A 21,954-nucleotide genomic window follows, 5' to 3' on the forward strand; every position below is an offset into this window, starting at 1 on the left:
GGCCTCCTAGTTGGTGTAAGCAGCGATGGTTCCGGCCACGCTGCCGATGGTCTGGGTGATGGGTGCGTTCCCGATCGAGCCGGGCGGGGTGGTGACGAGGCCCTTCGTCGTGACGGTCATCGTCGCGGCGGAGAGGTCGAACACGAGGGCTTGCACGTAGCCCGTCGCGGTTGGTCGGTGCGGGAGCGACACGACCGCGGACATGCCCGGGCGAGCGGACCAGTCGGGTCGACCGACCGTGTCGATCTGCCGCTTCCGGGCGAGGAGCCGAGCGAGCAGGAACTTCGCCTGCCCGGGCCCTGGGTACGGGGTGTCGGTCTTCTCGAGCACGTAGGGGCGGCTGTACGTCGCGCCGGCCTTCGCAAAGTCCGTCGCGGTCCGCGCGCGGCCGAGGGCGTCGGTCCAGGCGTAGGTAACGATCACGGCGTCGGCGTTGAGCGGGAACCCGTCCTCACCGTCGTCGAGCACCGACGACGACTCCTGGCCGCCGTAGAGCGTCGACCCGTGCTGCATGACGACCTGCCCGGGCACCTTGTACCCGTTGTCGGCGAGAACGAACGTGCCGGCCTCGTTCTGGAACAGGCGCATGCCGATCGATTCGAGGATCGGCCGCAGGAAGTCGTCCGCGACGTCGGTCTGCTTCCAGAGCAGCGACTCGGGTTCGCGATCGACGACCGGCGTGCGGGTCGACGACGAGTTGTTGGCTGCGCCGTCCCAGCCGTAGACGTAGCCGGTCGTGCCGGGGACCGAGTCGCCAGCGAACCACGTCATGAGCGACGTGCCGTCGGTTTCGAGGCCGTCGCCCTCGGTGATCATCCACTTGCCTACGGCGATCGACGTCCGAGAGGAGCTCGACCCGCGGGCGACGAGCCGCACCGACGTGGCGCCCTCCGGGCAGGTGCCGGTGATGGACACCCTGTCGGTCTGCTGGTTGACGAGCACCTTCAGCAGACCGAGGCCCTTCGTGCTCTGCGAGACGACAGTGCCCGCCTCGTTGGTGAACTGGAGGATCAGCGTCCCGGTCACGTTGCTGCCGCTGGTGGCGCGCATGAGCACGCTCGCGGTGTACGTGGTGCCGGGCGACGCGGAGACGGTGCCCTGGTTGAGGCCGACCTGGATCACGGTCACTTGCGACAGCCCTGTGGCGGCGGCGTAGTTCACGCCGTCGTAGGGCGTGAGGTCGAAGCTGAATTGCGCGGCCGGGGTCGACGAGCCCGCGTAGGTGTTCAGCGTCGTGACGTCGGGGTTGGGGATAAGGTTCTGCGCGGCGGCGTACGTGGTGAACGACTGGTCGGCGGTGCCAGCGGCGAGCTCGACCGCGGTGGCCCTACCGAGTGCGGTCGACACGACCTTCGCGGCGATCGCACGCGCCGATGCCTGGTAGCTCTTCGCGCGCAGGTCGACCGGGGTCGACGGCGCGTAGGTCAGGAGCGGGTACTCGTCCGAGACGAGCGTCAGCGCAACGGTGTCCGACTCCGGGGCGAACTCGCGGCCCTGCACGGTGAACCGCAGCGTCAGCGACGCAGGCGCGGCGAGTGTCAGGACGACCGGCGATCGCCGATCCGGTTCGAGCAGCGCCATGACGGCGTCCGATGGGCGGCGCACGGTGGCCTCGGCGGTCAGCCACGGGCTGTTGCCCTCGTCCATCGTGACGACCATGCGGTTCCCGACGGGGTCGAGCCGGGTGCCGGCGACGGTGAGCGTGAACGTCTGCGCGGTGAGGATCGCCACGGTCACACTTCCTGGTACTCGACGCGAACGATCCAGTAGTCGCGCGTCTCGTCGTCGAGGGTGCGGCTGATCCGGCCGTCGACGACGTACGTCATGGCGACCGAGGGACGCTCGGAGTCGGTGATCGTGAACGTCGACGGGCGCTGGTGCATGGCGAACGCGAACGCCGCTTCGTCCTCGTCCTGGTACACGAGCTCGAACGCGCCCTGCCTCAGCGACGCTTCTTGCAGCGTCACGTCGATGCCGCCGCCGATGATCGGGTTGACGATGTTCCGGCCGGTGGCGCCCTCCTGCCACCCGTTCACCACGAGCGGCTGCGTGTTCTCGAACTCGACGTAGCTCGGCGTCGAGCCGTCGAAGAACGGGAGCTCGGCGCTGCCCGTCTCGATCAGCACGTCGTCGATGTACACGCTCTGGTCGAGGTAGCCGCCGGTGTACACGTTCGGGTCCCACAGCCAGATCGAGAATCCCGTGCGGCCCACGAGCGTCCGGTACGGGATCACCACGCGCTGCCACCCGGGGGTCGCGGCCTGCACGGTGACGGCGTTCGGCCCCTGCGTGCCGGAGTCGGTCACGGACAGGAGTACCGGGCGTGCCAGCTTGATCGGGACCGAGATCCACAGCGACACCATGTAGTCGGTGTCGTCGACGAGGCCGGTCACCGTGTGGGCTGCCCAGGACGCCTGTGCTGTCGGGGACTGCCAGCGGACTCGGAGCGACGACGACCCGGTGTGGGACACGGTCGTCGAGCGGGAGACGTCGACACCGGTCGTGCCGGCGGAGCCGCTCCAGGTAGACGTGTCGACCTCAAACCCGGGGTTGGGGTCGAGGTTGCGTCGGACCTCGATGCCGTCGCGTGTGAGGGTCGAGACGGACTTCCCGGCGGTGCCGAGCCATGCGTAGGTGTTCTCGTGGCTGATCAGGTCGGAGGAGACGGTGGAGGGCATCAGGCGACTCGCTTTCCGATGCGCTGGTTGACGATCTGGGTGACGGGGTTGTTGGCGATCCGCCGGTTGACGTCGTCGAGCGCGGACGTGTCGGCCTTGTAGACGACGGTGGGGCCGTCGACCTTCTGGCCCTTCAGCTTCTTGATCGCGTCGTCGACGTCGCTCGTGTCGGCGCGGAGCTTGGACGTGGGGCCGGGGTTCTTCTCCTTGGCCTTCTGGTCGGTCTTCTTGTCGAGGTCGGACGTGTCGCCCTGGACCTTCGACGTCGGACCCTTCTTGGTCTCCTTGCCCTTCGCGTCGGTCGTCGCGTCGAGGTTGGACGTGTCCGCGGTGACCTGCGCGTCGATCGACCACCCGGCGCGGATTGCCTCCTGCTGCGCGGGCGTCGCGGACAGGTACGTCGCGATCTCGCGGGAGAAGCCGGGACCCTGCTCGCGCACGAAGTTGAACAGGTCGGCGGGTAGTTGCTCACCGATCGCCTGGACGTTGGCCTTGTACTGGAGGGCGGCGTCGGTGCGTTCCTGGAGCCCGGTGAGGTACTTGTCGGTGTTGAGCATCCGGTTGTCGAGGGCCTCGGCGCTCGACTCGGCGGCGTCGGCGAGGGTCGTCGACAGGCTGTCGGCGAAAGCTTCGGTCGCTTCCTTGCTCCGGTTGGTCGCGTCGACGTACGCCTCGTACTGCTCGACCGTCATGCCGTTCGCTTTGGCGAGGGCCTCCTGTGCGGCAGCGGCGTTCTCGTTCGCCTCGATCTGCTGTTCGATCGCGGGGAGGACGTCCTTCCGGAGCCGCTCGGCGTTCTCGCCAGCGGCGCGGGCGCCCTCTCGGTGTGCGTTCGCGGTCGTGTCGAGGGTCGCCGCCTCGCGTCGAAGCTTCTCCTCCGACTCCTCGACCTGCTCCTGCATCCGGCGGAGCTCCTTCGTGGTGCCGCCCGCGATCGTGGTCGCGAGGTCGTCGAAGCCGACGTCGAGCAGCTTCGCGTCCTTGCGGAGGTCGACGAGGGACACCCCGTAGCGCTCGTTGTCGGACGCCCACTGGCGGAGCTTCTCGTCGATCGCGGACACGGCGTCGCCGGTGTCGGCGAACTCGTCGACGAGCTCCTGCGTCATGGTCTTGACGCGCTCCTTGAACGCCTCCTGGTCCTCACCGGCCTGCACGAACGCCTGCCCGATCAGACCGATCGCGGCGGCGCCGGCCGTGCCGGCTGCGAGGCCGAGGGGCCCGAGATCGGCGATCACGCCGCCGAGGGTGCCCTGCAACAGGTCGACGACGGACTGGGTGTCGCCGGTGAACGACGACGCGACTTCGGAGAGGTTCGACTTCGCCTCGTCGCTGAAGGTCTGGACGGACTCGGAGGCTTCCGACATGCCCTGCTTGGTCGTCTTCGCGATCGACGGCCCCGGGCTCAGGTCGGTCCGCTTCGTGGCCTCGGCGAGCTCGCGGAACTTCCGCTCGAGCTGGTCGACGTCCTTCCCGGCTTCCTTCGTGCCGTCGCCGACGCCGTCAGCGAGGGCATCGCCGATCTTGTCGCCCTGCCGCTTAGCCTCGCGGGCGGTGCCGTCCATGCCGTCGGTGATGCCGTCGCCGAGCTCCTGCCCGGTGCGCTTGCCCTCGCGGGCGAGGTCGTCGAGGGCGTCGGCGACGTCGTCGAGTGCTCCCTCGGTTTCCTTCGCTCCGCGGACGACGTCGCGGACGTTGGACAGGAGACTGATGGTGATGCCGGCCACTAGGACGACCTCCCTTCTACGGCTTCGTGCATGGCTCGCACGGTGATCTGGACCCACAGCGACGCGTACCGGCCGACGTTGCGCATGGCAACCGGGTAGGCGACGTGGCCGCGGGCACGGCGGGGCTTGAACTGCTTGTTGACGGTGCGGGTGTAGGAGTACCGCTTGCCCTTCGAGGACGTCGCGGTGATCTCCGCACGCCGCCAGGGGGCACCGAACTCGACGGCGTGGCCGATGTCGGCGGGGCTCGCGCCGCCTCGGAGCTTCCGCTTCGAGCTCGCGGCGACGAGCGTGATGCGGTCGGCCGACACGTCGGCGCGTGCGCCACGGAGCAGCACTTGCCGCTCAATGTCAGTGGTTGATGCAGAGGCGATTGCCTCTTTCCAGTCCGGCGCGATCGCCTGTCGGCTGTACCGGTAGATCTGCTTGCGCAGCGTGCGGTCCATCTGCCGAAGGGCGAGGATGACCGCCTGGAGCTCGTCGGAGCCTCGGACGTCGAGCACCAGGCGGCCTCTCGCTAGGACTGGATCGGGGTGGACGGGTCGTCGTCCGGTGCCGTCGGTGCGGTGCCTTCCGGCGACGGGAAGTGCGGCTCGGGCGGCGTGCAGCCGAGCGAGACGGTGGACTCGTTGTAGGCGTTCACCGCGCCGCCGATCTGCGGCGCGACGAGGGTCGCCTCCGTCTCGGTGTAGAACTCGCCGTCGTCGGCCGGGTAGAACCGCAGGGTCGCGGTCTTGCCCTGGTTGGCGAGCAGGTAGTTGCTCAGCGAGTTGGGGTTCTCCCAGTCCTGCACGACGTTCATGGTCGTGACCCACGTCGGGGCGGACGACGACGTGAGCGCGGCGGAGGGCTTCAGCCCCTGCCAGGTGATCTGCTGCGTGGTGGGGACCTGGGCGACGTTGGACACGTGCGCGCCGAAGTCGTTGCCTTCGAGCGACAGGACGATCGACTTCAGCGGTCGTGCGGTCACGGGGATGATGGGGTCGGCCATGGTGCTACTCCTTGATCTGGACGCTCGTGGCGAGCGTGAGGGTGATTCGGTAGGCGGGGTAGGTGTCGTTGCCGTCCTCGTTGCGGCCGTACGTCGATCGCTCGGCGTTCGTCCAGAGGAGTCGCTCGTCGCCGTCGATCAGCGCGAGCACCTCGTCGAGGTCGTCGTCGAGGGCGTCCTCGGCTCCCTCGAACTGCTTCGGCTGGATCACCCACACGGCGAACGTGTTGACGCGCACGCGGGCGCGGGGGCCCGGTTCGAGGCTGGTCCGGATCACGACGACGACGGGCTCGCGGGCCTGCAGGGCGTCGAGCTCGCGCGGTTCGCCGACGACCTTGAATCGGGACGGAAGAATCGCGGCGAACACGTCGCCGAGTTGCGACGACGCGCTCACCGGATCACCGGTAGAGCGCGCTTCGGGCGCAGCTGCGCCTTGACGGTCGCGTCGAGGGGGAACACGCGGACGGTGAAGCCGTCCGCGCCGATCTGGTCGCCGGGGCCGGACTTGACGCTGTTCCACACCGACCGGGCCTGCATGAGTTGCGCGATCAGGTAGTTGGCCGGCGGGAGCTCGCCCTCGGCGAGGGCGGGCGCCCAGTTGATGCACGCGACCCGGGAGGCTTCGAGCACTTCGTAGAGGGTCACGTCGTCGTCGGGTGCGTCCGCCCAGCTGGTGCGAGCGCGGACGTCGTCGATCGTGAGCCAGCCGGTCGTGTAGTCCTCGACGACGAGCCGGAGCGTGCCGATGCGGACGCCGTTGCCTCGGACCACGACGCGGAGCACCCCGGCGACCGTGAGGGCCGGCATGTCCGGCCAGGTGATCGTCACGAGCTCCTCGGTCGCGCGGACTGCCACCGTGTAGCGGGCGGGCGCGCTGCCCGCGGTGACGAGCTCAGCCGTGAGCTCGTCGGCGGGAACGTCCGCGACGTCGCCCCGGTCGTCGACGAACTCGGCCTGGAACTCACCGATCGGCTGGTCGCCGAGCGCGAGGACGATGGGGTCGACGGGGATGATGTTCACGGACGTTCCCTGCGCTCTCAGGAACCGGCGGGCGTGGTGGGCGCGCTGGACTCGACGGGCACGGTGGGGCCGTAGGGGTCCGAGAACGCGAACGCTGCGGGTGCGCTGGCGGGCTCGACGAGCGCGAGCGCGGCCTCGTCGTGGATGACGGTGCCCTGGTAGCCGAACAGGCCCGGGTCGATGCCACCCTTGACCATGTCGAGGCCCTCGACGCGGATCGGGACGCCGGGGAGTTCGTAGCTGGTCGCGGCCTCCTTCGCGCCGACGAGCGCCGTGCCGGCGGTCATGTCCTTGTGCGGGATCACCTTGAACGTGGTGATCGTGCCCTCTTCGAGGCCCAACGCGGCGTTGAGGTACGCGAGGGTGTCGTCGTTGCGGGTGAGCAGGATGTCGCGGTAGAGATCCTTGGCGACGACGGCGTAGGACGGCAGGCCCTCGTCGAGGATCGCGAGCGCGCCGTCGACGATCGACACCATGCCCGGGGAGACGTCGGTGGGGACGGTGCCGCGGGTGACCGGGGTCGCCGCCTCGAGCAGGTCGAGGAGCACGGCCTGGTCGACCTGGCGGTCGTAGGACTCGGTCATGCCGCGGAAGTAGCCGTCCCAGAACTCGGTGACGTTGAAGTCGCGGTACTCGCGGGCGACGTCGTGCGCGCCAGCGAACCGGCGAGCGGTGGTCTCGTAGGACTCGGTCGTCGGGGTGTTCGACGGCACGTTGGTCTTGTTACCTGCCCACGGCCCGACCTCGGGCTTCACAGCCCAGCGCCACCCGGCGATCTTGAAGCTCGTGAGCGACCCGGAGCCGACGAGCGGCGTGATGCGGCGCTGGAACGCGCGGCCGGAGTAGAGCTCGCCGAGCCACTGCGGGACGGCGGTGATCGCGTCGGCGGGCCCGCCGTCGTACTTGACGTCGTTGAGCGCGGCGAACAGGCTGGACGCGGCCTCCTCCTCCTTGGCGATCGCGGCGTACAGCGACTGCGAGCCGCTGCCCTTGGCCTCGGCGAGCTTGCGGGACAGACCGAGGAACGACAGGCCCTTCGGGGCGTCGCCGGCCTTGCGAGCGGTGAGCGTGTTCGGGACCTGTGCGTTCGGCACGGTGTCTCCTTCGGTGTTGGCCGGCGGCGCGGCGGGTTCGGTGGTGAGGGTGGTGACGGTCTTGACGGTGGTGGTGTTTCCCTCGGCGTCGGCCTCGGTCTTGGTCGACGTGGTGGTCTTCGTGACGGACCCGTCCGGGTTGGTCTTGGACTCCTCGGTCGTCTCGGCCTCGGGGTCATCGGGCGCGACGGGCTCGTTGCCCGGCTCCTCGCCGACGTCTGCGGCCATGAGGGTCGCGGAGGGGAACGCGCCGGCCTTCACGAACGCGCCGCCGAAGATGCGGCCCGAGATGGCCTTCCCGGCGCGCAGCACGACGTCGGCGACCTCGATCGACAGCGCCCGGCGCGCCTCGGTGTTGCTCGGGTCGTCGATCTCGGCGAGCAGCTGGTCGCCCTGAGCGCCCTTCGCGACGCGCCACGACGCGACGATCCCAGCGGGCGTCTCGGTCGCGGTGAGCGCGGTCGCGACCGGGTGCTCGCGGTTGTGGTCGAGGTTTGCCAGGAGCGTGCTCGTGTCCTCGGGCATCTGGAACACGCCGGGGCCGGGGACGCTGAACTTCCCCAGGTTGGTGCGGCCGACCTCACCGAACGGGAGGAGCATGCCGGTTACGACACGCTCCTCGCGATTCGCGGTGAGGGTGCCGGCCTCGATCTGTACGTCGGTCATGTGGTCAGTCCTCCGTGTTCGGCCCGGACGGGCTCGCGGTCGGGGTGGTGATGCGCGTGAAGTCGAAGCGGATCGACACGCCCTCGTCGGACACGTCGTCCTGCGAGAGGCGGGCGGCGATCGGGTCGGACCAGTAGCGCAGCGGGTAGTCGAGCACCTCGTTGCGGGCGCCCTCCTTGGTCGAGTAGGTGAGCGACGCGGTCGACACGGACCCGTCGAGCACCGATGCCGGGAGCATGAGGAAGTTGGCGACGTCGACCTTCGAGTAGTTCCGGGCGTCGGTCGCGACGTTGACGGCCTCGGTGCCGTGCGCGACGAGCTCGACGCCGAAGGGCGTGAGGACGACCGCGCCGTTCTCGTCCATGCGGGCGTCGATGTACGCCTGGACGAGCTCCTCGGCCTCCTCGGGCGTGAGCCCGTTGTCCTGCGTCTGGTTGAGCTCGGTGACGGGGATCGGGACGCGCATGCGCTTGACCCAGGACTCCTCGATCGACGCAGCACCGCGGAGGCTCCGCGTCGCGATCGAGAGGAGCCCGTCCTGAGGGCCGGGGAACAGGATCACGGACGAGTCGTCGACGGGCTCCTGCTTGCCGTCGCCGCTGTTCTGGACGAGGATTTCCCCGGACTGCGGGTCGATCTTCCACCACTCGATCGGGATGCGGTGCGCGTCGGTGATCTTGCCGTCGTCGCCGCGCTCGACGCCCCAGAGCGAGTAGCCGGAGAACAGCAGGTCGTCGATCGTCCAGGCCATGCGGTGCCAGGGGCCGAGGGCACCCTCGGTGTGGTGCAGCCACTCCGGCTGATCGGAGACGAGCTCGGCGTCCTGCCAGGCGCGGAGCGGGGCCGGCGCGATCTGGGACACGATGATGCCGCGACCCTTGGTGACGGGCGGGATCGTCATGGCGTCCGCACGAGTGATGAGCTCGGCCTTGGTGCCGAAAATGTCGGACCAGACGATCTTCGTCGGCGCACCGGTCTGCCAGGGGCTGATGATGCCCGTTGCAGAGTCGCGGGACCGTTCGAGCGTGGTCGCGTCCTGCACGAGTCGAAGCGCCGTCCGGATTCCCATGGGAGGGACCGTAACGGCGCTTTGATAGCTATGGCTACTTTGAATAGGTTTGCAGAGTGTCTACCAGAGCGGCACCTCGACGAAAGCCCGCGTCACGGGCCTCAGCTGGCACTCGTTCACCGAGTGGAGCCATGCCGATCGGTGGCACTGGCATGCGAGGTCGTCGCAGCGGACGCCGGCGAGCCTCCCGAACTCGGCCACAGACTCGCCGGGCCGTCGGCCGGTGAGCGCGTCGACGTCGTAGTCGACCCGCTTCGGGAGCTCGACGACGATTCCGCTTCGCGGGGGCGACTCCAGGCCCCACTCGACTCGCTCGCCCGTGTGCGTGTTGCGGATCACGAGGCCCTCCTGAGGGATCGGCTTGACACGATCCGGCTGGACTCGCGTCGTGGGGTGGTGTCGTAGGTGCGGAGCGCGATCGTCGCGGCGACGAGCGGCGTGATGTCGGTGTCGCCGGACGCCTTCCGGCCCCAGCCCCAGGCGTTCTCGCCGAGCGGGCGCTTCGCCGCACCGGCCGCGGCGGCGTTGAGCTCGGGCTGGTCGAAGTGGTGGAGCTTGCCGGCCATGAGGTCTTTCATGAACGTCGCGCACGCGGCTCCGACGTCGCGGTAGACGATCGGCCGGGTCCGAGGCTTGGGCCGCTTCCGGCCGAGCGCCTCGGCCTCGGCGAGCACCGCGCCGACGGTGTCGTGGCCGACCGTGGTCCGGTACGTCGACGCGAGCCGGGTGAGCTCGGTGACGAGCCGGTCCGAGAGCGGCTCGTGCCAGACGATCTCGACGCGGGCCTCCCCCTCGACGCGCCACGCGGCGGCGATCGCCGCCGTCGTGCCCTCCGGAGCGACGTCGAACGCGAACACGACGTCGGCCGGACGGTCCTCGAAGTCGAGCCCAGCGTCGCGCCATGCCTTCGCATCGATCGCGGAGCGGCTGTAGTCCTCGGGCCAGACGCCGAGGTACTCGCGGAGGAACTGCGGCAGCGGCAGCTTCGCGAACCGCTCGCGCATCTTCGCGACCGTGGTGAGCGTCCCGACGCCCGGGTGCGCGGCCGTGACGAGCGGCTCGGCCTTCGACCAGTCCTTCTGGCCGTCCGTGAGCAGGTCCGGGGCGCTGATCTGGTCGGACGCGGCGTACTCGCAGATGCCGGTCGGCGACTCGGCCTCCTGTCCGGCGCGGATCGCCCGCACGCTGGTGCGGCCCTCCTCCAGGGTGTCCCAGAACAGGCCGGACCGGTGCTCGCCAGCGGTGCCGGCGACGACGAGCTGCGCGCCCGGGCGGGTGTCCATGACGGGCAGGATCGCGCCGAGCAGCTCGCCGGAGACCTCGGCGTCGTGCTCCTGCGCCTCGTCGAGGATGATCAGGTCGCCCTCGTCACCGCGGAACGATTCCTGCTTCGGCGGGACGACCTGCAGGAAGGATCCGTTGGTGAACTCGACGACCTGGTGCCCGGCGCCCTTCAGGATTTTGAAGCCGCGCTCGGCCTCGTTGGGCCAGCGCCGCTCGAGCGTGCGGGCCATGGCCAGGAACCGGTCACGGGCCTTCGTGCCTGACTGCGCGGTGAACAGCACGACGTAGTTGGGCCGCTCGGCTGCGCGGCCGAGCGCGGTCGCGAGGAGCGTCGTCGTCTTGCCCGCTCGGCGAGGAACGCAGACCGCGGTCGTGCTGGCGAGGGGCTCGCCGTCGTCGTGGTGCGCGTTCAGGGCGTCGGCGAGGAGCCATTGCTGCGGCGTGGGGTCGAATCCCATGAGGTCAGCCCCCCGGAGAAACTCGTGCTCCCACTCGTCGGCGCGATCGGACGGCGACACCCACAGCGGCGGGACTCCCCCGCCGCGCTTCGGCTCGGTCGGGGTGATCCGGACGCCCAGCGCCCCGGAGTGAGAGAAAGTTTTCGAGACGCCATGCGGGGGTTGATCTGCGATCTCAAAGAGTGCGCTCGTCTGCGTCGGCACGAGCTCGGACTTCGGCTTCGTCACCATGGGCGCATCCTTCGGTTGGTCGTGCTCGTCGCGGCGCGGCGAGCGTTGGTGATCGCTGCGCCGAGCTTGCCGCCGTCGCGGCGGTTGCACTCGACGTGCGCGGGGCCGAGGTTGTCGAGGGCGTCGCTTCCGCCGGCACTCGCGTCGATGATGTGGCCGACGTCCCATGCCTGGTCGGGGAACACGAACCCACCGTGGCGGCAGGGCTGGTTGACGCACGCGGCGGGCAGCGTGGCGGCGATCCGCACGCGGGCCTTGCGCAGCGCGGTGCCCGTCGCGCCGCGGTGGTGTCTGCTCACGTGGCCCGCCGCCGCTGCGCTCGGTCCTCGTGCACGGCCTCGATCGCTGCTGCTTCGAGCGCGGTGGCGATCGCGTGCGCCTCGTCGGGTTCGAGCCACCGGCTGACGTCCGCGATGTCGAGGCGGACGGCCACGCCGCCGGGGACGAACGATCCGACCGACACGGCGATGCCGAGGTCTCGGAGGCTCGTGCCGATCTCGGTCACGCGATCTCTCGGTGCTGTCCCTGCGCCTTGCTCTGGACGCAAGGTGATGGTCAGGACTGCACCGCAGCGTCGACATAGTCCCGCGTCGTCGGGATCGTGCGAGTCGTACCCAGCTGCGACACAGTCGGCGGGCTCGCGGATGCTTAGTGCCACCGGTTCCTCCAACGGTTCTCGCGAGGGGCGTCGGTCTTCCGACGCCGAGGACGAGGGGCAGGGAGGCAGAGCATCACCCACGCTGCTGCTGCGAGTGCGAGCAGCACGTACGGGTCGTTGTGCATGTCGGGGGTCATCGTTCCTCGTCTCGTGCGCCGCAGGCGTTGAGGCACCAGCCGGTCGTGGGGTGGAAGTCGTGGAGTCCGGTGCGGGTCGTGCAAGTAGCTCCGCGCGCGGTCTGTGGTTGCTTTGGGTAGTGAGATAGATGTGTGGATGGTTCAGGGACGGTTTGGGTGGCGCTTGCGCCACCCCCCGGGGTGTCACCTGCGCCACCGGGTGGCGCGAACGCCACCCGGTTCGGGTGGCACTCGGCGCGGTGGCAGTAGAGGACCCTGAGGCGTCGCTCGCGGGGCCTGAGCGGCTTGCCGCACGTCACGCACGAGACGCGGTGGGCGGTCGTGCGGTCGCAGTTCACCGGGCAGGCGAGGGTGACGTGGTAGAGGTTCGGGCGGTCGAAGTCGGCCATGCCGCGGAGCCCGCCGGCCTGCAGGTCACGGCGGACCTCGCCGGACTTGATCAGCTGTTCGATCGCCCGCTGGACGCCTCGCTCGTCGACGTTCGCGTACGCGGCCAGGGTCGGCACGGACGGCCACGAGCCGCCGTCTCCGGCGTGGTTCGCGATGCCGAGGAGCACGATCTTCGCGGTGCCCTTCGCGTTGCTGTGGTGGAGCGCGAGGCTCATTGCCTCGACGCTCACGAGCGGCCTCCGGTGCGGATCGTCTCGACGTCGCGATCGCGGAACCGACGCTGGTTCCCCGGCGTCCGGAACGCGGCGATCTTGCCGTCGCGCTCCCAACGCCGTACTGTCGCGATCGACACACCGAGACGGGTCGCAACGTCGCCGATCGCGAGCACTTGCTCGTCGGTCTGGCTATTGCTATCGGTCATGACACGGACGATAGCTATGTCTAGGTTCCAGTGCAACTAGCTGGGTGGATTCTGCGTACCTATTGACACGTCTGCGTAGGTATGGCTACGCTCGGCCCCATGTCAAACGTGGTGCAGATGCGACACCGCTACCCGACCTTCTCGTTCGGTGAGCGCGTGCGGAAGGTCCGTCGAGAGAGCGGCATGACGCAGGCCGAGTTCGCCGAGCGGCTCGGTGTCGGACGTCAGGCGTATGCAGCCTGGGAGGTCGACAAGAACCAGCCCCCGCGCATGGTCGAGGTCGCCGAGAAGCTCGAAGACCTCACCGGCGTCGCCCGGGAGTGGTTCCTCGGATGGGCCGACAACGGCTCACCGACCTCTCCTGGGGGCATGGCAACTACGGGCCGGTAGCGTTGTCAGCACGACGACAGGAGGCCTCTGTGCGCAAGTTCATGTTCAACGGTGCGGTGTGGAGTTCGCTCATCAGCGGCTACAGCGTGCTGCAGACCACCCGCCAAGGACCGCGTGACTGGCGGCTCGCGCTGACCTGGGTCGCGTGGATCGCCACGTCGATCGTGGCCATCGGCACGGTCGTCGAGGACGACCGCGCGGTCAAGGCGCGCCAGTAGGTCGAGACACGGCAGGCGGTCGTCGACGCGACCGGCCTGACGAACGGGAGGCACGGTGCCAGCTGGCACCGTGCCTCCCGTTCGTCGTCGTGGCCGTGCAGGGCACGCCGATCCCGTCACCGGATCAGCGCTCCGACTCGGGGATGCCGGAGGTCTGGATCGGTCCGGTGAAGAGCGCACCGCGCTCGTCGTCGCCGAACAGCTGGGAGTCCCCCTCTGCCGGACGTCCGCGTCGGCGCGGTGCCGGGGCGGTCGGCTCGGTGAGCTGCACCCGCTGGACCGGCAGGGCATCCGGGTGGGTCCGCTGGATCCACTCGACCATCTCCTCGCGCACGTAGCAGCGCAGGTCGAAGAGCCCGCCGGCGTCCGGAGCGGTGACGAGGATGCGGACCCGGACCAGTCCCCCGACGGCGTCGGTGACCTGGAGCACCTTGACCCGGCGGTCCCAGATCGTCGACGTGTCGAGGATCCGGTCGAGCTCGGCGCGCATGTCGGCCGGGCTCACCCGCCAGTCGAGGTCGAACTCCACGGCGCCGAGGAGCTCGCTGCCGGTGCGCGTCCAGTTCTCGAACGGGGTGCTCGTGAAGTACGTCGACGGCAGGACGAACCGTCGGTCGTCCCACAGGTGCACGACGACGTAGGTGAGGGTGATCTCCTCGATCCGGCCCCACTGCTGCTCGACCACGACGACGTCGTCCACCCGGATCGAGCCGGAGAACGCCAGCTGCATGCCCGCGAACACGTTGCCGAGCGTGGACTGGGCGGCGAGGCCCGCGACCACCGAGATGAGCCCGGCGCTGGCGAGGACGCTCGCGCCGGCCGCCTCGACCCCGTCGAAGGTCAGCAGGATCGCGCCGACGGCGATGATGACGAGCAGGGCGACGGTGAGCCGTCGGATGATGAGCACCTGCGTGCGGATGCGTCGTGCCTGGCGGTTGTCCGGCACGTCGATGCGGAAGCGGTGCAGCCCGAGGTCCTCGAGGAAGATCGCGACCTGGCACGCGAGCCAGCAACCCGCCGCGATCGTGACGATGAGGAAGGCGTGCACGACCTCGTCGCGCCACGGGTACGCGTCGGCGTTCCTCGGGATGCTGGACGTGAACGCGATCCAGAGCAGCACCACCAGGAGCACCGTGCGGAAGGGGTGTTTGGTCCGGCGCGAGAGCACGCCGGCCCAGCGTTCCCGGCGCGCGATCGCCCGGAGGACCAGGTGCAGGACGAGGGCGACGACGGCGGTGACGAGCAGGGCGAACCCGATCGCGACGAGGAGTCGGAGGAGGATGTCCATCCCTCCATGCAAGCAACGGACGGCGACCGTCGTTCAGGAACCGGGGCCGATGACCTGTGCGGACGCTCAGTCGTCCAGATCGACTCGATCGTGGGTCCGAGTGACACCCCGGTCCGGTGCGCATGTAGGTTGTCGCGCATGACAGCGCAGAACGACACGGGTGTGAACCGAGCGCCGGCGAACGACTTCTCGCACGAGCAGGAGGGCTACCAGCACGGTCTGAAGCCCCGGCAACTGCAGATGATCGCCATCGGCGGCGCGATCGGGACCGGCCTCTTCCTCGGAGCCGGCGGACGACTCCACACCGCTGGGCCCGCACTCGCGCTGACCTACCTGGTCGCCGGGATCTTCGCCTTCTTCATCCTGCGGGCACTGGGCGAGCTGGTGCTCCACCGTCCGTCCTCGGGGTCGTTCATCTCGTACGCACGCGAGTTCTACGGTGAGAAGTTCGCGTACGCCGCCGGCTGGATGTACTTCCTGAACTGGGCGATGACCTCGATCGTCGACACGACCGCCGTCGCGATCTACCTGCAGTACTGGTCCGCCTTCACCGCGGCGCCGCAGTGGCTGCTGGCGCTGATCGCCCTGGTCGTCGTCCTCGCCGCGAACATGGTCGCGGTGAAGGTCTTCGGCGAGCTCGAGTTCTGGTTCGCCCTGATCAAGGTCGCCGCGCTCGTGGCGTTCCTGGTGGTCGCCATCGTGTGGCTCGTCTTCGCGTTCCCGGTCGAGGCCGGCGGCGAGGCCGTGCGCACCGGGTTCACGATCTGGGGCGACAACGGCGGGCTGTTCCCGAACGGGCTGCTCCCCGCGGTCATCGTGATCCAGGGCGTCGTGTTCGCGTACGCGGCGATCGAGCTCGTCGGCACGGCCTCGGGTGAGACGCAGAACACCGAGAAGGTCATCCCTCGCGCGATCAACTCCGTCGTCTTCCGCATCGCGGTCTTCTACGTCGGCTCGATCATCCTGCTCTCCCTGCTGCTGCCGTACACGGCGTACAAGGAGGGCGAGAGCCCGTTCGTGACGTTCTTCTCGTCGCTCGGCAACCCGCAGGTCGGTTCGATCGTCGGCGGGATCATGAACTTCGTCGTGCTCACCGCCGCGCTGTCGTCGCTGAACGCCGGCCTCTACTCGACCGGTCGCGCGCTCCACTCGATGGGCATGAACGGCTCGGCGCCGAAGTGGACCACGAAGATGTCGAAGGGCGGCGTGCCGTACGCCGGCATCCTGCTCACCGCGGCGTTCACCGTCGCGGGTGTGGTGCTGAACTACTTCGTGCCGAGTCAGGCGTTCGAGATCGCGCTGAACATCGCCAGCCTCGGCATCATCACGGCCTGGGGCACGATCATCCTGTGCCAGATGCGGCTCCGCCAGTGGGCCAAGCAGGGGCTCGCGAAGGAACCCACCTTCCGGCTGCCGGGTGCACCGGTCACGGCGTGGCTGACCCTGGCGTTCCTGGCGTCGGTCATCGTCCTGATGGCGATCGACTACCCCGTGGGCACGTACACGATCGCCTCGCTGGTCATCGTCATCCCGCTGCTCATCGTTGGCTGGTTCCTGCAGCGCGACCGCATCCTGCGCATCGCCGCCCTGCGCGAAGGCGTCACGGGTCCGTACCCGATCGGTGTCCGCAACCCCGCAGCCCAGGTCCGCCGCGACGGCGACCGGGACGACGACGGGGCGTAGCCGCTCCGCTTGTCCCCGGAGCGCAAGGCCCGCAGGGCGAACACGAACGGTCCGGCACCCGTCGCTACTATCGGCGGGTGCCGGACCGTTCTGCTTCTCCCACCCTCGACCTGCAGCTCAGCTGGCGGGGTGCATTCGGGCGTCTCCGCGTGTTCGCGGACCGGCTCGAAGCCGAGACCGACTACCAGCGCGAGGCCCGGACCGTGGTGCCGATGGAGCACGTGCAGGGGTGGCGGCTCGGCCCGTGTGACGAGGACGCCGTCTGCGTCGAGTTCGTCGCGGAGCAGGAGACGTACCGGGTGCTGCTCGACACCCCGGACGAGCAACTCGCCTCGTTGGCGATCCGGAAGGTGCTCGGGCCGCCGCTCGAGTCGTGAGCGACAGCGGCCGACGCGTGCCGGTCAGTCGTCGGTGTCGACGCGGTCGGTGACGACGTCACCGGAGCCGGCGTCGATGCGCACGCTGTGCTTCGTGCCCGAGGAGTCGACCACGTCGCCCTCCCAGACGACCGTGCCGACGTGGTCGTCGAGACCGAGCTCGGTGACGGTGCCGGCGTGCAGGTCCTGGAAGGCGTCGACGGCCTGCTTGACGCTGAGGTCCGCGGCGGCGGCGAAGCGCTCGTGCTCGGCCTGGTCGTCCGCGTCGGCGGCCTCGGTCTGCGGCGTGCCGGCGACCGCGGTGCCGTCGGCGTCGGTGTGCACCTCGTGCTCGGTGCCGTCCTTCGTCACGACGAGGACCTCGTAGGTGGAGGCGCCCTGCTCCTGCTCGACCGAGATGACGGTGCCGGAGCCGACCTCGCCACGGGCGGTGGCGACGGCGGCGAGCAGCGCCTTGTTCGAGCCCGCGGAGGCCGCGGAGGACGACCCGGAGGTCGTCGAGCCGGAGGACGACGAGCCGGTGGCGGACGAGCCAACCGAGCCGGAGCCGGCCGAGCCCGTGTCGTCGTCGGAGTCGTCGCTGGCGCAGCCGGTGAGCGCGAGCGCCGCGGCGATCGGCAGGGCGGCGAACGCGGCGATGCGGCGGGCGGAGGGCTTCTGGTGCTGGGTGCGGAGGTTCATGTGGACGAGCATGTCGGCGGGGTGCTGAAGCAGCCCTGAAGCCGCCTGTTCAGCCGCCGAGTGCGATGCGGACGACGAAGCGTGCGCCACCGAGCGGGGACGCAACGACGGTCGCGTCACCGCCGTGGGCACGGACGGCGTCGCGCACGATGGCGAGTCCGAGTCCCGCGCCACCGGCGTCCCGGCTGCGCGCCTCGTCGAGTCGCACGAACCGCTCGAAGACCCGCTCCCGCTCGTCCTCGGGCACCCCGGAACCGTCGTCGTCGACCGTGAGCACCGCAGACCCGTCGTGCTCGGCGAGCGAGACCGCGACGCGTGTGCTCGCGTGCCGGACGGCGTTGTCGACGAGGTTCCGGACCACCCCCGCCAGCACGCGCTCGTCGCCGAGGACCCGTGCCGCCGAGATCGCCGAGCCGTCCACCCGGACCGCCGCGGCGACGCGGCTGTGCGCGGGCGCGGCACCGGCCGTGGAGCGTGCCCTCGCCCGCGCCACGGCGTCGAGTGCCAGGTCGTCGAGGTCGACGGGGCGCCGCGTCCGGATCCCGCCCTCGTCGAGGCGGGAGAGCTCGAGCAGCCCGGTGACGAGGTCCTGCAGGCGCACCGCCTCGGACCGGACGACGTCGGCGAGGTCGGCCACCTCGGTCCGCTCCGGGTGCGCGACGGCGACCTCGGCGTGCTGCCGGATCGAGGCGATCGGTGACCGGAGTTCGTGGGAGGCGTCGGACACGAAACGCCGTTGGCTCTCGGCCGACCGCTCGAGTCGGTCGAGCATGGTGTTCATGGTGGTCGCGAGCCGAGCGACCTCGTCGCCGGTGTCCGGCACCTCCACCCGCGCGTCCGGACGGGCGGCGCGGATCGTCTCGACCTCGGCGCGCATGCGCTCCACCGGCCGCAGCGACCGCCCGGTGACGGTCCACGTGACGGCCACCAGCAGGAGCACGAGCACGGGGACGCCGACGGCGAGGAGGACGACGGCGGTGCGGACGGCGGTGTCGGCCTGGTCGAGCGTGGCGCCGTAGACGAGCGTGGCCTCGCCACCGCCCGGCAGGTCCACGTCGTCCGCCACGAGCAGCCAGTGTTCCCCGTCGTGCGTCCACCGGGACTCGTCGCTGGTGGGCAGCGCGGCCCCGTCGGCGTCCTCGCCGTGCGCCAGGACCGTCCCGCCGTCGCCGACGACCTGCACCAGGACGTCCTCGTAGTCCGCCACGGCTGCCGCGCCGTCCGCCTCGACCCGGGAGGACACCTGCTCGAGCCCCGCCTCGGCCGAGGTGCGCACGCCGTCGAGCAAGACGAGCCGGAGCACGACGACGAACGCGACGGCACCGACGACCAGGGCGGCGAGCACGACGACCCCCGCGCCGAGGGTGGTGCGGGCCCGGACCGACCGGAACCGTCGCCGCCGGGTCGTCGCCCCGGCGCCGTCAGCCACCGTCGGCCGCCAGCCGGTAGCCGGCCCCGCGGACGGTCTCGATCGCGGCACGACCGAAGGGACGGTCGAGCTTCCGGCGGAGGTGTCCGACGTAGACCTCGACGATGTTCGGGTCCCCCTCGAAGTCGACGTCCCAGACGTTCTCGATCACGTCGCGCTTGGACCGGACCTGTCCCGGGTGCCGCGCGAGGTACTCGAGCACGGCGAACTCGCGGCTGGTCAGCTCCACGGGTGTGGCACCGCGGGCGACGGTCCGGGCAGCGGGGTCGACCACCAGGTCACCGAGCGTCAGCACGGTGGGGCGTTCGCGCGCCCCCCGGCGGACGAGGGCCCGGAGCCGCGCGACGAGCACCGGGTGCGAGAACGGCTTCGTGACGTAGTCGTCGGCACCGGCGTCGAGCGCCTCGACCTGGTCCCACTCGCCGTCCTTCGCGGTCAGCATCAGGACGGGGGTCCAGTCGCCGTCCGCCCGGAGCTGCGCGCACACGGCCCAGCCGCTCAGGCCCGGCATCATGAGGTCGAGCACGATCGCGTCGTACCGGAACTCGCGTGCGTGCCACAGGCCGTCCACGCCGTCGTTCGCGACGTCGACCGCCCATCCCTCGGCCTCGAGGCCGCGGCGCACCCCGTCGGCGAGCCGGACCTCGTCGTCGACCACCAGCACACGCATGCGGTCGATCCTGCCGTGGTCCGCTGAAGCGGGGCTGAAGCGGCCCGTGCGCGCGGCTCGCGATGGTGACCGAGGGCGGCCTGGAGGCCCGTGGCGGCGCCGCCACGGGCCTCCAGGCCGGCGGGTGGTGCGGACCAGGGCCGCCCAGCGGCTGCTCGGACCGACTCAGGCCAGCAGCAGGATGCCCGCGACGACCGAGGCGACGGCGATGGCGAGCGCGATGAGCAGGAGCACGAGGTGCACCGTGTAGAACGTCGTCGGCTTGCCGGCGGCGTCACGGGCACGGGAGTCCTTCGCGACGCGCTGGAAGAAGCGCGGCCAGGTGATGACGTTGAAGACGGCACCGAGGAACAGGACGACTGCGGCGAAGACGAGCACGGTCCGATCCTAGACAACGGTTCTCCCGCGCGGCGCCCGGGCGGGTGGTGCTCGGCCGCCCCCAACGCGGCCGAGTCCCGACCCCGGCAGGCCACAGGATCTGTAGCACTTGCTACAGACTGTACACGGCCCGCTCCGAAGCGTCGAGCGTCTACACGGTCTCGAGTGCGGCCTCGGCGTCGGCGAGCACGGCACGCTCGGTGTCCGTCAGCGACGCGCGTGCGGTCCGGACCCCGTCGTTGATCTCGACGATGCGGCGGCTGAGCCGGGTGGCGGGGTCGTCGGTCGGCGGGTAGGCGTTGTCCACCCCGACCCGGTCGTGCAGCGGTGCCAGCCGGGCCAACGCGTCCTCCACCCGTCGGGTCCGGCGTCGACGGGAGATCCGGTGTCCGAAGACGAGCAGGAGCATGCCGGACGCGACACAGAGCACCGCGCCGGGCGTGGTGACGTCGTACGGCAGCGAGAGCGCGTGCGTGCGGTCGAGGTCGCCCGTGACGTGTGCGACGTCCATCACGACGACCACGACCATCCGGACGACCCCGAGCACGCCGCCGAGGACGAGGACCCACAGCCCCACCAGGTCGGTCGTCGTCCGGGCCTCGCGGAGTCGGAGCACGCAGATGAACCCCATCGCGCCGAGGGCCACCCCGAGGTAGACGGTCTGCGCGATCGAGTAGACGGTGGCCGCCGGGTGCGAGCCCGCGTCCAGCATGAACGTCGTCGTGGAGGCGGGCTTGTCGAGCACCGTGAACGCGACGACGACCACGACGACGACCACCGCGAACGACACCAGGACGGCGTTCCGGAGCCACGGCCGTGCGGCGCCGACCGCCTTCGCGACACCCCACAGCAGCGTGCTCGTGCCGGCCACCATGAGGCAGTCGCTGATGAGGGTCACGACGTTGAACCCGCCGAGCCGAGGGTCGAGCCACCGGTACAGGGGGTCGACGTTCGTGACGATCGTCGCCGCGAAGAGCAGGAACGTGAACGCGAGCGTTCGGTCCTGCCCGCGCTGCATGACCAACAGCACGATCGTCCCGACGATGAGCAGCACCGCCTGGACGACGGCGATGATCACCCGAAGACCCCGCGGAAGGCGCTCGGGCGGCCGCGGTGCTGACGGATCAGGGTGGCGAGCCGGTCGGCGAAGACCTCGGCCTCGTGCTCGTACGTGTTGGAGAACATCCCGCGAGCCAGCGCCCGTTCGACCTTGTACTCCGGCAGGTCGGGGATGACGTCGCGGATGTACGCACTCTGCGGGGCGTGCTCCTGGTGGCGGTGCAGCACGTGCCCGAGCTCGTGCCCGATGACGAACGAGCGGAAGGTCGGCGACGCCGTGGGCGAGATCATCACGAGGTGCGCGTGCGCGAGCGTCGCCACGAAGCCACAGACCGGCTCGGCGGCGAGGAACGCCTCTTCGCGCACCACGATCGGCTTGTCGACGACCGCTGCCGCGGCGGCGACGGCCTGGTCGACGTCGGACCACCCCTCGGCGGCGCCACGGGCCCAGAACGCCTCGACGAACGACTCGGTCACAGGACGCTCCCCCGCTGCGATTCCTCCTCGAGCACCTCGGCGATGCGCCGCAACGCGTCGGGTGAGAGCTCACCGGGGAAGGTCCGAGCCGCGAAGCCGCTCACGCGGGCGGAACGCAGGGACCGGACGAGGGCGAGCTGGGCTCCGATCCGCTCAGGCACCTCGCTGTCCTCGAGCAGGAAGCGTTCGTCGACCTCGAAGAACCCGGCCAGCAGACGCAGGAGCTCGGTGTCGCGGTTGCGCCGCCCGTCGCCGGACAGCATGTACGTCCACTTCGCCCGTGACAGGGAGCCACCGTGCGCCGCGACGTACTCCTCGATCGAGGCGAACGGCACCGGGGCGCCGCGCTGGGACTCCTCGAAGTCGAGGAGCAGGTTGAGGCGGCGCGCGAGCTCGGCGGCGTCGAGCGCCCCGCCCTTCAGATCACCCGTGTCCATCTCGGACTCCTCCCCAGCCGTGTCCGCGCGACCTGTGGGTCCGGCG

Annotated in this window: 26 protein-coding genes; 4 read left to right on the forward strand and 22 right to left on the reverse strand. The window is 70.2% G+C overall.

What is annotated here, in order from left to right; all coding sequences use genetic code 11:
• Positions 1-6: 6 nt before the first annotated feature.
• The 14 genes from KK087_RS07075 to KK087_RS07140 form a co-directional block, all read right to left on the reverse strand.
• Positions 7-1,731 carry a hypothetical protein gene (locus KK087_RS07075; RefSeq protein WP_214564665.1) on the reverse strand — a complete coding sequence of 575 codons (1,725 nt, stop codon included), beginning with the start codon at positions 1,729-1,731 and terminating at the stop codon, positions 7-9.
• 2 nt (positions 1,732-1,733) lie between these two features.
• Positions 1,734-2,678, reverse strand: a complete 945-nt coding sequence (locus tag KK087_RS07080; RefSeq protein ID WP_214564666.1) for a hypothetical protein — start codon at positions 2,676-2,678, stop codon at positions 1,734-1,736.
• Positions 2,678-4,402: a hypothetical protein gene (locus KK087_RS07085; protein ID WP_214564667.1), complete on the reverse strand. Its 1,725-nt coding sequence runs from the start codon at positions 4,400-4,402 to the stop codon at positions 2,678-2,680. The genes KK087_RS07080 and KK087_RS07085 overlap by 1 nt, the downstream gene beginning before the upstream one ends.
• Positions 4,402-4,905 carry a hypothetical protein gene (locus KK087_RS07090; protein ID WP_214564668.1) on the reverse strand — a complete coding sequence of 168 codons (504 nt, stop codon included), beginning with the start codon at positions 4,903-4,905 and terminating at the stop codon, positions 4,402-4,404. The genes KK087_RS07085 and KK087_RS07090 overlap by 1 nt, the downstream gene beginning before the upstream one ends.
• A 14-nt stretch (positions 4,906-4,919) precedes the next feature.
• The gene (locus tag KK087_RS07095) at positions 4,920-5,393 is read right to left on the reverse strand and encodes a hypothetical protein (RefSeq protein ID WP_214564669.1); all 474 of its coding nucleotides are present in this window, start codon (positions 5,391-5,393) and stop codon (positions 4,920-4,922) included.
• 4 nt (positions 5,394-5,397) lie between these two features.
• Complete coding sequence (locus KK087_RS07100; protein WP_214564670.1) at positions 5,398-5,787, reverse strand: hypothetical protein; 390 nt, start codon at positions 5,785-5,787, stop codon at positions 5,398-5,400.
• Positions 5,784-6,413 (reverse strand): hypothetical protein, encoded by a 630-nt coding sequence (locus KK087_RS07105; protein ID WP_214564671.1) that lies wholly within the window; start codon positions 6,411-6,413, stop codon positions 5,784-5,786. The genes KK087_RS07100 and KK087_RS07105 overlap by 4 nt, the downstream gene beginning before the upstream one ends.
• Positions 6,414-6,430: 17 nt before the next feature.
• Entirely contained in the window at positions 6,431-8,173 is a 1,743-nt protein-coding gene (locus KK087_RS07110) for a hypothetical protein (RefSeq protein ID WP_214564672.1), read from the reverse strand.
• Positions 8,174-8,177: 4 nt separating this feature from the next.
• The gene (locus tag KK087_RS07115) at positions 8,178-9,242 is read right to left on the reverse strand and encodes a phage portal protein (RefSeq protein WP_214564673.1); all 1,065 of its coding nucleotides are present in this window, start codon (positions 9,240-9,242) and stop codon (positions 8,178-8,180) included.
• A 335-nt stretch (positions 9,243-9,577) separates the two neighbouring features.
• A complete protein-coding gene (locus tag KK087_RS07120; protein WP_214564674.1) occupies positions 9,578-11,215 on the reverse strand; it encodes a terminase large subunit domain-containing protein in 1,638 nt (545 codons plus the stop codon).
• Positions 11,209-11,514, reverse strand: a complete 306-nt coding sequence (locus KK087_RS07125) for an HNH endonuclease (protein WP_214564675.1) — start codon at positions 11,512-11,514, stop codon at positions 11,209-11,211. The genes KK087_RS07120 and KK087_RS07125 overlap by 7 nt, the downstream gene beginning before the upstream one ends.
• A complete protein-coding gene (locus KK087_RS07130) occupies positions 11,511-11,720 on the reverse strand; it encodes a hypothetical protein (protein ID WP_214564676.1) in 210 nt (69 codons plus the stop codon). The genes KK087_RS07125 and KK087_RS07130 overlap by 4 nt, the downstream gene beginning before the upstream one ends.
• Positions 11,721-12,006: 286 nt before the next feature.
• On the reverse strand, positions 12,007-12,615 hold the full coding sequence (locus KK087_RS07135) for a helix-turn-helix domain-containing protein (RefSeq protein ID WP_214564677.1): 609 nt from the start codon (positions 12,613-12,615) through the stop codon (positions 12,007-12,009).
• 11 nt (positions 12,616-12,626) lie between these two features.
• Positions 12,627-12,821: a MerR family transcriptional regulator gene (locus KK087_RS07140; protein WP_214564678.1), complete on the reverse strand. Its 195-nt coding sequence runs from the start codon at positions 12,819-12,821 to the stop codon at positions 12,627-12,629.
• A 99-nt stretch (positions 12,822-12,920) separates the two neighbouring features.
• Here KK087_RS07140 and KK087_RS07145 point away from each other — a divergent pair, with 99 nt between their 5' ends.
• Positions 12,921-13,211, forward strand: coding sequence for a helix-turn-helix domain-containing protein (locus KK087_RS07145; RefSeq protein ID WP_214564679.1), 291 nt, complete (start codon positions 12,921-12,923; stop codon positions 13,209-13,211).
• Between the two features lie 29 nt (positions 13,212-13,240).
• Positions 13,241-13,429 carry a hypothetical protein gene (locus KK087_RS07150; protein WP_214528306.1) on the forward strand — a complete coding sequence of 63 codons (189 nt, stop codon included), beginning with the start codon at positions 13,241-13,243 and terminating at the stop codon, positions 13,427-13,429.
• A 124-nt stretch (positions 13,430-13,553) separates the two neighbouring features.
• On the opposite strand, the gene KK087_RS07155 is transcribed toward KK087_RS07150, so the two are convergent.
• Entirely contained in the window at positions 13,554-14,717 is a 1,164-nt protein-coding gene (locus KK087_RS07155) for a mechanosensitive ion channel family protein (protein WP_214564680.1), read from the reverse strand.
• A 138-nt stretch (positions 14,718-14,855) separates the two neighbouring features.
• On the opposite strand from KK087_RS07155, the gene KK087_RS07160 reads away from it, so the two are divergent.
• Positions 14,856-16,400 (forward strand): amino acid permease, encoded by a 1,545-nt coding sequence (locus KK087_RS07160; RefSeq protein ID WP_214528308.1) that lies wholly within the window; start codon positions 14,856-14,858, stop codon positions 16,398-16,400.
• Positions 16,401-16,477: 77 nt separating this feature from the next.
• Positions 16,478-16,777, forward strand: coding sequence for a hypothetical protein (locus KK087_RS07165; RefSeq protein WP_214564681.1), 300 nt, complete (start codon positions 16,478-16,480; stop codon positions 16,775-16,777).
• 24 nt (positions 16,778-16,801) lie between these two features.
• Here the strand turns inward: KK087_RS07165 and KK087_RS07170 are convergent, their stop codons facing one another.
• From KK087_RS07170 to KK087_RS07200, 7 genes are all read right to left on the reverse strand, one after another.
• Positions 16,802-17,458 carry a PepSY domain-containing protein gene (locus KK087_RS07170; RefSeq protein ID WP_214564682.1) on the reverse strand — a complete coding sequence of 219 codons (657 nt, stop codon included), beginning with the start codon at positions 17,456-17,458 and terminating at the stop codon, positions 16,802-16,804.
• A 49-nt stretch (positions 17,459-17,507) separates the two neighbouring features.
• Positions 17,508-18,887 (reverse strand): sensor histidine kinase, encoded by a 1,380-nt coding sequence (locus tag KK087_RS07175; protein ID WP_214564683.1) that lies wholly within the window; start codon positions 18,885-18,887, stop codon positions 17,508-17,510.
• Positions 18,880-19,557, reverse strand: coding sequence for a response regulator transcription factor (locus KK087_RS07180; protein WP_214528312.1), 678 nt, complete (start codon positions 19,555-19,557; stop codon positions 18,880-18,882). Before KK087_RS07180 ends, KK087_RS07175 begins: the two co-directional genes overlap by 8 nt.
• 165 nt (positions 19,558-19,722) lie before the next feature.
• Positions 19,723-19,935 carry an SCO4848 family membrane protein gene (locus KK087_RS07185; protein WP_214528313.1) on the reverse strand — a complete coding sequence of 71 codons (213 nt, stop codon included), beginning with the start codon at positions 19,933-19,935 and terminating at the stop codon, positions 19,723-19,725.
• 151 nt (positions 19,936-20,086) lie between these two features.
• Entirely contained in the window at positions 20,087-21,013 is a 927-nt protein-coding gene (locus KK087_RS07190) for a hypothetical protein (RefSeq protein ID WP_214564684.1), read from the reverse strand.
• Positions 21,010-21,471 (reverse strand): ImmA/IrrE family metallo-endopeptidase, encoded by a 462-nt coding sequence (locus KK087_RS17350; protein ID WP_214528315.1) that lies wholly within the window; start codon positions 21,469-21,471, stop codon positions 21,010-21,012. The genes KK087_RS07190 and KK087_RS17350 overlap by 4 nt, the downstream gene beginning before the upstream one ends.
• Entirely contained in the window at positions 21,468-21,908 is a 441-nt protein-coding gene (locus KK087_RS07200; protein ID WP_214528316.1) for a hypothetical protein, read from the reverse strand. The genes KK087_RS17350 and KK087_RS07200 overlap by 4 nt, the downstream gene beginning before the upstream one ends.
• Between the last annotated feature and the right edge of the window lie 46 nt (positions 21,909-21,954).

Source organism: Curtobacterium aurantiacum (assembly GCF_018598555.1).
Lineage (GTDB): Bacteria > Actinomycetota > Actinomycetes > Actinomycetales > Microbacteriaceae > Curtobacterium > Curtobacterium aurantiacum.

What these genes read in the sequence shown, in the direction of transcription:
- KK087_RS07080 (WP_214564666.1), bottom strand. Translation starts at nt 2,678, where the DNA reads ATGCCCTCCACCGTCTCCTCCGACCTGATCAGCCACGAGAACACCTAC.
- KK087_RS07095 (WP_214564669.1), bottom strand. Translation starts at nt 5,393, where the DNA reads ATGGCCGACCCCATCATCCCCGTGACCGCACGACCGCTGAAGTCGATC.
- KK087_RS07110 (WP_214564672.1), bottom strand. Translation starts at nt 8,173, where the DNA reads ATGACCGACGTACAGATCGAGGCCGGCACCCTCACCGCGAATCGCGAG.
- KK087_RS07115 (WP_214564673.1), bottom strand. Translation starts at nt 9,242, where the DNA reads ATGGGAATCCGGACGGCGCTTCGACTCGTGCAGGACGCGACCACGCTC.
- KK087_RS07120 (WP_214564674.1), bottom strand. Translation starts at nt 11,215, where the DNA reads ATGGTGACGAAGCCGAAGTCCGAGCTCGTGCCGACGCAGACGAGCGCA.
- KK087_RS07135 (WP_214564677.1), bottom strand. Translation starts at nt 12,615, where the DNA reads ATGAGCCTCGCGCTCCACCACAGCAACGCGAAGGGCACCGCGAAGATC.
- KK087_RS07140 (WP_214564678.1), bottom strand. Translation starts at nt 12,821, where the DNA reads ATGACCGATAGCAATAGCCAGACCGACGAGCAAGTGCTCGCGATCGGC.
- KK087_RS07145 (WP_214564679.1), top strand. Translation starts at nt 12,921, where the DNA reads ATGTCAAACGTGGTGCAGATGCGACACCGCTACCCGACCTTCTCGTTC.
- KK087_RS07155 (WP_214564680.1), bottom strand. Translation starts at nt 14,717, where the DNA reads ATGGACATCCTCCTCCGACTCCTCGTCGCGATCGGGTTCGCCCTGCTC.
- KK087_RS07160 (WP_214528308.1), top strand. Translation starts at nt 14,856, where the DNA reads ATGACAGCGCAGAACGACACGGGTGTGAACCGAGCGCCGGCGAACGAC.
- KK087_RS07170 (WP_214564682.1), bottom strand. Translation starts at nt 17,458, where the DNA reads ATGAACCTCCGCACCCAGCACCAGAAGCCCTCCGCCCGCCGCATCGCC.
- KK087_RS07180 (WP_214528312.1), bottom strand. Translation starts at nt 19,557, where the DNA reads ATGCGTGTGCTGGTGGTCGACGACGAGGTCCGGCTCGCCGACGGGGTG.
- KK087_RS07200 (WP_214528316.1), bottom strand. Translation starts at nt 21,908, where the DNA reads ATGGACACGGGTGATCTGAAGGGCGGGGCGCTCGACGCCGCCGAGCTC.